This is a genomic window from Paenibacillus sp. FSL K6-1217, assembly GCF_045040735.1.
GTDB lineage: Bacteria > Bacillota > Bacilli > Paenibacillales > Paenibacillaceae > Paenibacillus_AQ.
Genome location: NZ_CP150271.1, coordinates 5,004,292 through 5,017,463 on the forward strand (window position 1 = coordinate 5,004,292; position 13,172 = coordinate 5,017,463).

Genomic DNA, 13,172 nt, shown 5'->3' on the forward strand with positions numbered 1-13,172 from the left:
ACAATCAGACAGGTGAAGATTTGATAATGAATATTCTCTGGAGGTGGAAGATGGACGAACAGGTTCAAGAGGCAAGCAGAATGAAGAGTGGGGCGATGCTAGCCGCCCTGCTCATCGGTGCGTTTATTGCGTTCCTTAACGAAAATTTACTTACTAATACTTTTCCCGGATTAATGCGTGAGTTCAACGTTACCGCTTCAACCATACAATGGTTATCTACCGGTTATATGCTGATGATCGGCATACTGGTGCCGGTGACCGCATTGCTGCAGCAATGGTTCACGACTCGCCGGATGTTTATGTCCGCAATGACGTTATTTTTAGCAGGTACCTGCTTGTGTGCAGTCTCCCCTGGATTCGAAGTCTTGCTGATAGGCAGGGTTGTTCAGGCTTGCGGGACAGGATTATTGATTCCGCTGATGATGAATACAATTCTTGCCCTTTATCCTCCAGAACGCAGGGGGGCTGCCATGGGTCTCATGGGGCTTGTCATCATGGTCGCCCCTGTCATCGGGCCGGCTTTGTCAGGTTTGGTTATCGATACCTTGGACTGGCGGTGGCTGTTCTACATGGTGATTCCTGTCGTGTTGTTTTCAATTATATATGCATTCATAAATTTAAAGAATGTTACAGAAATAACAAAACCACGGGTCGATCTTCTATCCATTGTGATGTCAACCATCGGGTTTGGTTTTATCACCTACGGTTTTAGCCAGACCGGTGTCGGGGCTAGTCCTGGGAGTTACAGTTTGATTGCTATAGGCGGGCTCTTCTTGCTCTTACTTATTTGGCGGCAACTCAAAATTAAAGAGCCTTTGATTGATCTTTCCGTATTCCGGTATCCCGCTTTTTCTTTGGTAGCTGTATTGATAGTGGTGCTCATGATGGTTTTATTCGCCACCACGACATTGCTGCCGATCTATATGCAGGATGTGCTGCAGTTAACGGCCTTCGGGACAGGGTTACTTCTGATGCCAGGCTGTATTTTGAACGCAATACTGATGCCTGTAACGGGAAAATTGTTCGATAAATTCGGGCCGAGATTCGTCATAATGCCCGGACTGCTCATGATCGCCCTATCACTGTGGCTGTTTGCCGGTATCGATAGCGATACAACCCGAGGCTCCGTTCTGTTCAATCATGTCCTATTATTCTTAGGCATATCGTTTGTCGTCATGCCGGCTCAGACAGCAGGAATGAATCAGCTTCCGCGTCACCTGGTCCCCCACGGCACAGCCATCTACAATACGCTCCAACAGATTGCCGGGGGAATTGGCATCGCTTTGTTCGTCGGCATCATGTCATCCAGAGCCAATCGCTATCTTCACCATTCACCTGATCCCGCTGCGATTCAAGATAGAACACACAGTATTGTTACCGGTTTGCAAACGGTTTTTGGGATTGAATGTATTCTCACAATTCTTGTTTTGGTGCCAAGTTGGTTTATCAATGGCCGTCGTCTTGAAAGGACTCATTAAAACTTATTTTTTATCTCACTACGTAGCATAGAGCCTTCACTAACATAAAAGTGGCGGCTCTTTTTACTATGCTTTTATCGGGCATACTGCTAATACAAAATAAGCGGCTGATCTTCGGCTATCTTCGGCTATCTCCGGTCCAACGTCAATCTTAAGGGCTTCATACCTCTCTTTGTAGCCTGACGCTACATTCGGACATTGTTGTGGTGACGTAATCTATGAAATTCACAGAGCCGTTAAAGTTTAAATAAGCTTCATATCGTAAGCGGATGGCGGGTAGGGTAATGAAATTCAGAACGTTCTCCTTAGCCACCCATTTGCAGTCACTGGTTTCGTCAGAAGTTGCTAACTCTCCACCCACAACTTTGCACACAAAATCAAACATTACCTTCGTTGGAACATCAGTTACACCGTCATACCACTTATGAATCGCTGTATTTGAAATAATATTAATCAAATGGCTGACAGTGGCGTCTATTCCGCTTTCCTCTTTGATTTCACGTATCAGGCCATCAATAAGGTTCTCTCCAATTTCAGTTATCCCGCCAGGATATACCCAGCCATCATCATGAGCTTTTACTAAAAGGATATTTCCCTTCCCATCTTCTACAATTCCACCTGCCGACACAATATGTGTTGGGAACGCCATTTTACAACCTCCATTATGAAGTGATTGGATAACTACCTCTGTAGATCCTAACATGGGTAACGAAACCCAATGCTTCCTTCTTAATATACGAGCTCTCATTGATAAGTAAAACTAAGTCCTGGATCGTTAAACCTAAAGTAAGTAGCATTCTCACATCCTGCAAATAGGTGACCACTCCTTCATTGTATACGCGGTAATTATTTTCATCCCTCGAAATAAACTGTTCAGGAATCAACTGTTTACGTTCATAGAAGCGCAAGGTGGATATGGGTAATTCCGTCAGCCTGGAAACTTCATTCGCTCTCATATTCTGCTCCTTCTAAATTAATCATTCATTTATATTTGCTATAAACCAAGGTTCATAGTTCAAAATAAAAATATGATAACCCGGGGCAGCGCTACTGTCAAAATAATGGGTTACATCAGAAGGAGTGCATTTATGCTGGAATCTATTCAAAATAATGATTTTGTCAACATTCTAACCGGCCGCCGTTCCATACGACAGTACGATGAGGACGTCAAAATTTCGGAGGAAGAACTGCACGCTATGATTCAAGAGGCAAGCCTTGCGCCCTCTTCTGCGAATATGCAGCCATGGCGTATAATCGTGGTTCACTCCCCTGAAGGGAAAGACAAGCTTCGGCCTCTGGTCCAGTTCAATACGCGGCAAAATGATACATCTGCGGCGATGCTCATCATTTTGGGAGATACGCAGAGCGATTTATATGTAGAGAAAATCTATGATACTGCTGTGGAGCAAGGAAAAATGCCCAAAGACATACGCGACAAGCAGGTTACGCAAATTCTGAGCATGTATCCGCAAATACCTAGAGAATTAAAGATCGAAATTGCCAAAATTGATGCAAGTTTATTCGCGATGTAACTGATGCTGGTCGCCCGTGCTCATGGGTATGACACCAATCCGATGGCAGGCTTTGAACGTGATCAGATCGTTAGCGCCTTTGATCTGGACGACCACAGGTATGTTCCGGTCATGATCTTATCCATCGGCAAGGCCAAAGATGAGGGCCATGAGTCCGTGCGCCTGGGTAGCGAGGAATTTACCTTTTGGCGCTAATGTGAATGTATGAACCTCACCGGTTCTGTGCTCCCCACTCGCACAGCTGCTCCAACACAGGTAGCAGGGTCTGCCCTTTCGGTGTCAGCGAATACTCCACTTTGGGCGGAATCTGCGGATACTCCACGCGCTTCACCAGCCCGTCAGCCTCCAATTCCTTAAGCTGCGCGCTGAGAACCTTGTATGTCACCGCTCCGAGCTGTCTATGCATTTCATTGAATCGAATCGAGGGTTTGGCGGACAGCAGATACAGAATCGCCATCTTCCACTTCCCGCCGATCACCGACATCGTATAACCGAATGGTGTGTCTTGGATCACCGTCTCCTTGCCCTTCAAATCTGAAATGCCCATGTTCACGCTATCCTTTCGGATAGTAGCTCACTTCTTTGTGCGTACTATCCCTTTATTTTTGCTCAGTCTATAATAGCTTTACTTTGAAGTAAAGGGGCTAAAGCAATGACAACCATCCGAACGTATAACCATACCCTCTGGGATCACGGGATTTCGCAGGGGTACCTTGTCGACAACACGCTGTATATCTCGGGACAGTTCTCCCATGATGCGGAGGGCAGCTTCGTTGGAGCAGGCGATATTCAGGCACAGATGACACAGACGCTGAAGAATTTGGATACCGTGTTACAAGAGTTCGGAGCGACCAAGGATAATCTGGCTTATGTGGAGCTGTATCTGACGAATGCGCAGGAGCACGGGGAAACCGCGATCGGACTGTTCAAAAAGTATGTCGGAGAGCATCGGCCGGCGGGGAGCATGATCGGGGTGACTTACCTGGCATTCCCGGAACAGTGGGTAGAGGTACGGGCTGTGGCGCATTTATGAATCTGTACGCCTGGATAGTGAGGAAATTACCCATTCACCATTGATAAAATAGAGGTGAATCCAGTGGCGTTAGATTGTTACCTGAAGGACCGAAAAGATTACTATAATGACCAACATTTCATTCCTGCGGAGGATAGAGGACAGCCGTTACTTTTTAATTGCTGAACACCAACTACTTAGAATACGGTTCAGCTTAACGGCTGCTCCTCAAGGCTTCTATGGCAGCAGTCCCATATACATCAGCTCGGACGGATTAGCCGGGTTGTGGCCCAAACCGACTCGATCTCCCGCGCGCGGAATTTGGATTTTCGATACGAGCGTTTCCAGTGTCTTCTGATACGTACTCCCATCGTTCTCTGTCACATTCAACACGAGGACGAGGATCGGATCGAAATTAATGAGCTTTCCCGTATCCGTCACGGATACGACGACAGCGGTTGCGCTAAGCGGCACGGTGCCGCTCGATGCCAATTGCGCCTGTTTTGCCGTAGCCAGACTTTGGTTAATGAGATCCTTGTGTTCTTTGGAGACCATGGTTTTCATAACTAGCCCCGATATTCCTTTGTTCATTATCTTTTCTGCCTTCTCCAGACGATCCTGCGGTTCCTTCTTTTTTCCGAACAATCCCCACATACGCTTCACGCCTCTCTTCGTTTGATTTGTCGTTGTATCTTAACTGTATACGATTGCCATTAAGCGCGACAATAGTATCGGCGACATACAAACAAGTGAGCGATAACGCGGATTTTCCTTCCGATTCACGCTTTGTTTTTTTCCGAAATGGGGCTTTCTTGCAAAACTAAGGGCCTCAGACGTTATTCAATACTCCATGGGTTCTAAAATTTTGTATTTAAACCTGACGGGAAGGCCCTCCCCCGCCGTTATTCCTTAATAGATATACCAGCTTCCGGTAATACATGGACGATTCCTTATAGCGGCGGCCTTCCTCACACACCACCGCCAACGCTTCGTACAGTTGCTCAAGACGCATCTCATGTTGGTTGGATTCGAAATAAGGCAAGCATTCCAGCGCAAGGTTCTGAAATCTCTCCATGTCCCCTTGGGACAGCGCCAGCTGGCTCTCATAGAAAGCCAACGCCATCTCCTGATCCGTATTGGTACGGGAAATTCGCAGCCGCTCAATTCCATGCGAGAGCAATCCCCAATTTTTCTGGGCGAAAGCTGCTTCACACCGATATATGGTCGTAACCGGCTCAAGCTTCTTCCGGGTTTCCTCCGGCTCATTGGCGATCATTGCCTCGAAGCGGGCGATTTCGTCCAGCGCTTTATCCAGCTCTCCAGTCATTGTCAGCATAACAATCCGGTTATTCATAATCGTCGTGACCACATCGCCTGGCTGCTGCAAATAAACAAGGTTGGCTTCCGCCATCGAAAGCGAACGCAACGCTTCCTGCACAAGGCCCATCGCGAAACAATAGCCGCTGTATGCCACATACAGGCCGGATAAACGGTGAAACAGCCGATCATCGACGATTTGCTGCATGGTCTGCTCAAACACCTGTTTCGCCTGTTCGAACTGCTTCAACAGAATGCATGCTTCCATCCTGATGTTTTGCGCCATGAGCCATACTTCCGTCCCCGGTTCCACAAGCCCGATTAAGCGGTTCACATCATTCAGCACGTTGAAATAACGGCTTTTGGAGCGGAAATACTGGATTTTGTATAGCAGAAGCGCTTTTTTTAAGGGTAATGGCAAATCGACTTCGTCGGGCTTTCCGTACTTCTCCAAATAATGGTTCAAGTAGGACTGATGCAAGTAATCGTAAGCGGTCGGATCGTTGATTTGCTGATAGTAAACGGCCTTCATAAGGGCAGTCGTTAACTCTACGACGAGCACATCATCCCGATCGTCCAGAGCATCCACGTAGCTGTCGGATACCGCCCCCCCGGACATCGTCTGGAAAATGTGCTCCGCCCGCTTCAGCGCCTGCTCATCCGTAGTGGCTGCGGCGGTCAAATAGCTGACGGGAACGCCCAGACGGCCCGCGATATGCTCCGACAAATCGTCGGCCAACGGATACCTGCCTGCTAATATATTGGCAAAATGGGCTTGTGTAACAAGTCCCTCCACGAGGTCTTTCCTCGATATTTGCTTCTTCTTGCACAGAAGCTCGATACGTTCCTTGAGCATAAGACTCACCTCTGCCTTCTTATACCTATAAATGACAAGCGTCAATGACATTAAATTGTTCTAAACGATATATCGGAAATTTTCAATGGCCTTGATCATTCGGAAGGGAACTCTACCCAGGTGATTATAGAAGCTGAACGGAAACTTAAATACATGTCCAAAATTCCAATCATGATGGGAATAATCCACAGACCAATATTCATATTCAATCGGCAGCCATTCAGACCGGTCTGCCTTGATCAATGGTTGACGGTCAACAGGAGAGCTTAATTTGATCGGATATTCCGGTGTAAGATCGTGACTGGCCCGAAGGACCTTAACCAATTTAAGAAGCGGGAGAATCCCTCTTTTAAAATAGCTGACATGGCCGAGATCGAACAGAATATTCAACGCATGTGAGAAGGTCAGCATATGGCCTATTAAATCGTGATGAGCTTCCGCTCTATAAATGGTATGAAAAGAAGACAATTCACTTAATATGAATTCTGACAGTTGCTCGGTATTCACAATAGCGGGAAAATAATCGTTCTCATTAATTTCCAATTCCCTCACGTCAGACATGGAATACCCGAGCCAGGACCTCCCGGGGATTGACTTGTCAAAAGAACGAATCAGTGTGGAGATTCCCAGGATTTCCTCCTTCGTCCCCCACCCTCCCAGCTCTTGAATGGCCAACAAACTCAGCGCTGCATAGATAACATTGTGTCCGACCCAATGCAGCTCATCGATCCCGGGCTCCAATGATTCCAAGATCATCTTTTCCGCATCCCCAGGATCTATTCCAAACACGGGATGAGCTGCTCCTCGGGATGAATGTTTATCGAGCATCGTCTCGGATTGAGCCACAATTCTATTTACGGTATCAAGAGGCATCGAGTTTTCTTTTACAAAAAAATAACCTGCAATCGCCGCCGCCCCAAAATGTGCTTCCCAAATATCACCAGTCATGCTTTTACATTGAGAAATAATCAATAGTCCGTCTTCAAGTATGCTTCTGCCCATTCTTTTCCCTCCCCAATGAACTTGTCTCTCCTATGATACGGTTAAGCTTAACAGGTCTATCGGTGAAAAAAAACAACCATTGACGACTCCAGGTCATCAATGGTTGTTTTGCATTACTTATCAATCAGGTCGGTTACTTTGAGCATTCTTGCGATCAATGCAGTGACTTCAGCACGAGCCATTTGTGCTTTTGGATCAAGGGATTTAGGTCCAGTGCCTTGAAGTATTCCCGCCTGGATCAGCTGAGCAACATCGCCTTGTGCCCAAGCCGCTACGTTTGCTCCATCCGCATAAGATGCCAGTGTAGAAGCGATCTTCTCTTGACTTGGTAAATCTTCGGATTGAATCAAGCGGTACGCGCGGGCAATCATCGCGAATCCTTGCTCTCTCGTAATTTGCTGATCACCTTTGAAGTTACTGTCATCATAACCACGAACGATATCGAATTCATCGGCAATCGCTACAGAGTCTTTGTACCCCGCAGAAGCAGGTACATCGGAGAAATCAGCTTGCGTTACATTTTGACGCATTAAGCCTAGTCCGGTAACTACAATCTCTGCAAACTCAGAGCGGCTAACACTACGGTTAGGTGAGAACGTGTTATCTCCGTTGCCCTTCAGACTCAATCTTGCTGCAATGTTGTTGACGTCCTCTTTGCCCCAATGGTTTCTTACATCACCGAAATCCTGAGGATTCCAGATCACCGAGTAAGTACCACTGCTGCGTAGATCATTAATAAGCGCGAAATACCGGTTATTGATCTTCGTAACAACCGTAGGCACATGGAATACGCTGCCGTCTGGGTTAACGATAACGCCTGTTGTAATCCGGTTCGGATCAATGCCTTCCGGAAGAGCAATGTATTTCGGCGCATAACCTTTCAATGCTCCCGCTCTATCTGTTTTCCCGTCATGCATAAAGCTCAAATCGAGATCAACAGGATTCACAAGCAGTTCATAACTGCCTAGAGTTGCCTTCTCGCGGGCAAGCTTCGTCACATCATCTGCAGAGCGTTTGATCTTGATGTTCACCGCAATATTGCTAATTGGCGCGTTGCCGAACTGTCTGCTAATCGCGTTCACATCAAGTTTTCCTGCAGGAACCGGGTAAATCGCCAGCACGTCTTCAACATCCAGACTGGACCCGGTATCAGCAATCTTTTTCAGATCTTCCAGCGTCAGACCTTGAACTTCGACATCACCATTACCCGGTACGCGGATGCCGAGTTTATGTCCCTTACCGTCTGCAATAAAGCTGGCAAGTTTATTCGGATCGATGGTAACCGTCGCTTGGTCTCCATTTGGTGTTACAGTACCCGTGGCAAACGATTGATTCGAACCGTTGACGGTAGTTATAATGTTCGTATTTTCCGTCGTCGGAGGGGTAGGTGGAGTTGGTGGAATAGAAGGATTGTTAATCCCCGAGTTGCCACCACTGTTGTCGCTGCCACCATTGTTGCCGCCGCCGGTGTTGTCGTTACCAGGAGCTTTCTCACGCACGATGATATAGATGTATTCATTGATCAGCTCACCGGCTGTATTATAGACACCGACTTTGATCTCATTCTCACCTTCATTAAGCGGCAGCTTATTCCACTTGTCAGAAGGATACTCTTCATTGTTCACCGTGATTTTCAATTGAGTATCGCCTGGATATTTTGTAACTGGATTCAGACTGACACCATAAACGTTATTGGTTACTGTCCCCTTATAGTTTTTGTTCTGATTTGGATCGAATTCAGGAGTTAATGGGATAGCTTGACTGCCTTCATTCGTTAGACCAACCAGGTTTATTTCTTTGAGTTCTCCGTTCGTTACAATGAGATCATCCAATGCCTTTTGTAACTCGGCCAGCGCCGCATCTACTTGATCCTGCGTAGCATTTGCATCGTTCAGCACGATGTTAGCTTCGGCAATCTCACGCTCCAGATTCGACCAGCTTTCAGCGGTATATTCTTTCTCGTTGAGCGTGCCTGCTTCGGTTACCTTACCTTCAAGAGCCGTCTTGTCTACCTTAATCTTCTCCAGATCATCCAGCGCTTTTTGCAACTCGGCCAGCGCCTGATCTACTTGATCCTGCGTAGCACTTGGATCGTTCAGAACATTGTTGGCTTCGGTAAGCTCGCGCTCCAGATTCGCCCAACTTTCGGCGGTGTACTCTTTCTTGTCGAGTGTGCCTGCTTCGGTTACCTTACCTTCAAGAGCCGTCTTGTCTACCTTAATCTTCTCCAGATCATCCAGCGCTTTTTGCAACTCGGCCAGTGCCTGATCTACCTGATCCTGCGTTGCATTTGAATTGTTCAGCACGTTGTTGGCTTCGGTAAGCTCGCGCTCCAGCTTCGACCAGCTTTCAGCAGTGTACTCCTTCTTGTCGAGTGTGCCTGCTTCGGTTACCTTACCTTCAAGAGCCGTCTTGTCTACCTTAATCTTCTCCAGATCCTCCAGCGCTTTTTGCAACTCGGCCAGCGCCTGATCTACCTGATCCTGCGTAGCCTTTGGATCGTTCAGCACGCTGTTGGCTTCGGCAAGCTCAAGCTCCAGCTTCGACCAGCTTTCAGCAGTGTACTCCTTCTTGTCGAGTGTGCCTGCTTCGGTTACCTTACCCTCAAGAGCCGTCTTGTCGACCTTAATCTTCTCCAGATCATCCAGCGCCTTTTGTAACTCGGCCAGCGCCTGATCTACTTGATCCTGCGTAGCCTTTGGATTGTTCAGCACGTTGTTGGCTTCCGTAAGCTCACGCTCCAGATTCGACCAGCTTTCAGCCGTGTACTCTTTCTTATCGAGCTTGCCTGCTTCGTTCACTTTCCCTTGAAGAGCGGTTTTGTCGACCTTCGTTACGGTATATGTCACTGAATCTGACGGTTCCGAATCCACATAGGCATCGTTATCCGACTTCGCCGTTACCGTTACATCATAGCTGCCGGGTTTCAGTCCCAATGTCGACAAATCGAGTTCTGCTCCATACACGGCTTTGGTAATACTGGTTCCGTCACTTAACTTCACCGTTACTTCATAATTGTCTGCATGGTCTATTGGGCCCCAGGATAGCATGTCCTTATCCAATTGAGCATTAGGCTTCGCTAGCTTTGTTATATCCTTGTCAAAATCATCTACAGGAACTCCGTTACTCCCCTTCAAGTTGCCTTTTCCGTTATAGGATACTGTTACCGTTTTGCCGGCAATATCTGTTCCGGATGGTAATGTAACAATCAGTTTTGTGGTGTCAACCGGATCAACTTTAATACTAACCTGACCAATCGGTACCTCTGTACCATTCATTTCAACTAAGAAACCAGTTGTATCGGTCAACACTACATCTCTATCATAAGTGAAGACAATTTGCTTACTATTTGCTGTAGCTTGATCAAGATTAGCGCTTATCAGCTTAGGGGCTGGCGCTGCAATCGTGAAGTATGATCCATTATTCAAATCTTCACTGTTAAGCGTTGCTTTACCGTCAACTAACTCGTAGAACTTGTCTTGACCATCGAATTGATCGTCTGCACTGACAACTAAATATAAAGGCCATTGTTTAGCTGCTTCTGCTTTATCTACTTGGAATGTAATCTGAACAGGTAACTCTGTTGCCGGATCTTTGTCTGCCCAGTTGGTTTTCTCCACTTTGTGAATGCGTGCAGTATGCTTTAGACTTTCATTGTCTTTATCGATTGAACTAATGAACTCGGTCCCAGCCCCATTATCGCTAAAAACAAAAAATGATTTATCGTTAGCAATCTCTTGGGTATTCTCTTCATTAGAATTTGCTACCGTAGCTCCTAATGAAATCGTTACGTTGGCGCCGTTATCTTGAGACTTCGATTGCTTCTGATCCAATGCCCCTTGATCGTCACGCCCGATTCCGGTGATACGGTTACCATAGCCCTGATTATTAGCGGCGGTCCACATCGTAGACGTCTGCTCTGCATCATGATTACTTGTGACATAGTCGATCAATTGGCCATTTGCGTCTTTCAAGGATAGACCATACTTTAGAGCGAGATAGCTGTTCACCTTATGGCGCTCAGTCTCACTTAGTTTTTTGTTGAATACAATGACTTCGGAGATAGAGCCGTTAAACCGGCTAAAGTGACCTGCACCGATGTATACTTTTCCGCCGGCAGCAAGAGTAAAATCAACTTTATGTTTATCTCCAGTACCGTTAACTGGATCTAACTGTTTTCCATCTAAAGAAAAAGACCATTGATCTTTATTCGGATTCCCAGTGTCTACTGCACTCCATATATTCATAACTCGTGTTTTCTTCAAGTCATATCCTGTAACATCAATGTCTTTGTACGAATCTGATCCAAAATAGGTGCGAATCAGCTTCCCTGATGTATTCCCATATTCAGAAGTCGCCGACTTACCACCTAAATCCCAAGGAAATCCGCTAAAATCGCTGCTTGCCTGAACCGAGAACACTTCCCGTTGTGTGTCCTGTGGAGTACCTACAGAAGCTTTCTTGAAATAGGTAGTAGCCGAAGTCACCTGAATAGCGGGATTATAGTTTACTGCATTGGCGCTATATGGAATAATTCTGTCGGTCTCACTTCGGTCCCATATTTCATTAATAGCCAAATCTTGCAACTCGGTAACTCTGCCATTCACAGGCTTAGCGCTCTTGCCTACATCTACCCATGAAATCAAGCCATCATTGACTCCCACACCGCCAGGGGCGGCTGTGGTTGCCTCTTTCCATACCAAGGCATTGCCTTCTCCATACGCAGCAAATATAGATGGGGTGTTGTCCGCAAACAGATTCTTAATACCCTTCAGATCGCCGGCAATGGCCTCCCCGAACTTGCTGCCTTCCGTCATCCGATTTTGCGCGGTGATGCCCGCTTTCCCGGTAAAGTCTCCGTTCATATAAAGAAGATTAGAGCCTTTCAAATTAACGTTTTGACCCTTGCCCGATGCGATCAAATTCTCAGTAATCTGTCCGGTTCCAGACAGGATGAATTTACCTGCTGCGACTTCAACGCCTCCGCCAATATTCCCGGTAATTTGGCCTCCACTCATAGTGAATTCACCATTACTCAAAAGGATCGCACTCGTAGCCGTACCAGCATACTTATTACCGCTGATTTCTCCCCCGGTCATTTTGACAGTCGATGCCGGATCACTTACGTAAATTACACTTGCCGGCAAGTTATTAATATTATTATTTCGTAAAATCGCGCCATCTTCTATGGTTAGACTTGAAGCATCGTATACATTAACGATTCTTCCAGCAGACGAAGTTCCCATGCCGTCAATGATGATATTCTTCAATGTAAGGTGACCAGCAAGCAGATCTAAAAGTGTTCCGCTACCCCCACGCTTAATCACAGCAGTTTTGGAGACGTTAGGAGACGTTGTGATCGTAATTTGTTTGCCCCCTTTGAACTCTAGGAACTTTCCGGGCTCAACGGGTGACAAAGTGATATCATCCATGACATATATTGTTCCCCCGCTGACCACCTCTTGATTGGCTTTGGGGAGAGTGGCATAGGGCTTGCCTTCGGTCCCATCACCTGTGCTGTCATCGCCACTACTTGCTACATAAATATTCGAAGAAGCAGCATAGCTCTCTGGAGTTCCGAAGCTTAATCCCATGCCCGTGAAGACGAGAGTAAAGATCAGAAACATAATTCCAATTTTCCGCAAATTCATGTTGTTTCTTACCATTCAGTTCATCCCTTTCTGAAATTGTTTTGGTATGTTTTGGTATGTAGTGGCACTCTAGATGCAAGTGCGCCGAATCATATGACATACCTCACAATTGTAAAATAGGGACCTATACATTTTCTAAACAATTGTCGAAACCTGCAGATTATCTCCGCTCATTTCATAGTTTAACGGGACTATCGGAGACAGAAAAAAGCGGCCTTGAAGGCCGCCACTGTTATTCTACACTGTTCAAATTTTTGCTGAAGCTTGGTCAAATAGGGAATATCCAGTATAAACCCTTCGATATTCAACCACTTGCTTTCATAT

At 46.4% G+C, this 13,172-nt stretch carries 9 protein-coding genes and 1 pseudogene; 3 read left to right on the forward strand and 7 right to left on the reverse strand.

Going from position 1 to position 13,172, the window contains the following annotated elements; genetic code table 11:
• Positions 1–50 precede the first annotated feature (50 nt).
• Positions 51–1,478 (forward strand): MDR family MFS transporter, encoded by a 1,428-nt coding sequence (locus MHH28_RS22075; protein ID WP_405105578.1) that lies wholly within the window; start codon positions 51–53, stop codon positions 1,476–1,478.
• A 160-nt stretch (positions 1,479–1,638) separates the two neighbouring features.
• Here the strand turns inward: MHH28_RS22075 and MHH28_RS22080 are convergent, their stop codons facing one another.
• Complete coding sequence (locus MHH28_RS22080) at positions 1,639–2,127, reverse strand: NUDIX hydrolase (RefSeq protein WP_405105580.1); 489 nt, start codon at positions 2,125–2,127, stop codon at positions 1,639–1,641.
• A 13-nt stretch (positions 2,128–2,140) separates the two neighbouring features.
• Positions 2,141–2,434: a MerR family transcriptional regulator gene (locus MHH28_RS22085; protein ID WP_405105582.1), complete on the reverse strand. Its 294-nt coding sequence runs from the start codon at positions 2,432–2,434 to the stop codon at positions 2,141–2,143.
• A gap of 132 nt (positions 2,435–2,566) precedes the next feature.
• Between MHH28_RS22085 and MHH28_RS22090 the strand changes: the two are divergent.
• Positions 2,567–3,205 (forward strand): annotated as a pseudogene (locus MHH28_RS22090) (nitroreductase family protein).
• A 16-nt stretch (positions 3,206–3,221) separates the two neighbouring features.
• On the opposite strand, the gene MHH28_RS22095 reads toward MHH28_RS22090, so the two are convergent.
• The gene (locus MHH28_RS22095; RefSeq protein ID WP_036722981.1) at positions 3,222–3,557 is read right to left on the reverse strand and encodes a helix-turn-helix domain-containing protein; all 336 of its coding nucleotides are present in this window, start codon (positions 3,555–3,557) and stop codon (positions 3,222–3,224) included.
• Between the two features lie 105 nt (positions 3,558–3,662).
• Here MHH28_RS22095 and MHH28_RS22100 point away from each other — a divergent pair, with 105 nt between their 5' ends.
• Complete coding sequence (locus tag MHH28_RS22100) at positions 3,663–4,043, forward strand: RidA family protein (protein ID WP_405105584.1); 381 nt, start codon at positions 3,663–3,665, stop codon at positions 4,041–4,043.
• 216 nt (positions 4,044–4,259) lie between these two features.
• Here the strand turns inward: MHH28_RS22100 and MHH28_RS22105 are convergent, their stop codons facing one another.
• From MHH28_RS22105 to MHH28_RS22120, 4 genes are all read right to left on the reverse strand, one after another.
• Complete coding sequence (locus MHH28_RS22105; protein ID WP_405105586.1) at positions 4,260–4,676, reverse strand: hypothetical protein; 417 nt, start codon at positions 4,674–4,676, stop codon at positions 4,260–4,262.
• 217 nt (positions 4,677–4,893) lie between these two features.
• The gene (locus MHH28_RS22110; protein ID WP_405105588.1) at positions 4,894–6,195 is read right to left on the reverse strand and encodes an XRE family transcriptional regulator; all 1,302 of its coding nucleotides are present in this window, start codon (positions 6,193–6,195) and stop codon (positions 4,894–4,896) included.
• A gap of 60 nt (positions 6,196–6,255) precedes the next feature.
• Entirely contained in the window at positions 6,256–7,197 is a 942-nt protein-coding gene (locus tag MHH28_RS22115; RefSeq protein ID WP_405105590.1) for a hypothetical protein, read from the reverse strand.
• A gap of 113 nt (positions 7,198–7,310) precedes the next feature.
• A complete protein-coding gene (locus MHH28_RS22120; RefSeq protein ID WP_405105592.1) occupies positions 7,311–12,848 on the reverse strand; it encodes an S-layer homology domain-containing protein in 5,538 nt (1,845 codons plus the stop codon).
• Between the last annotated feature and the right edge of the window lie 324 nt (positions 12,849–13,172).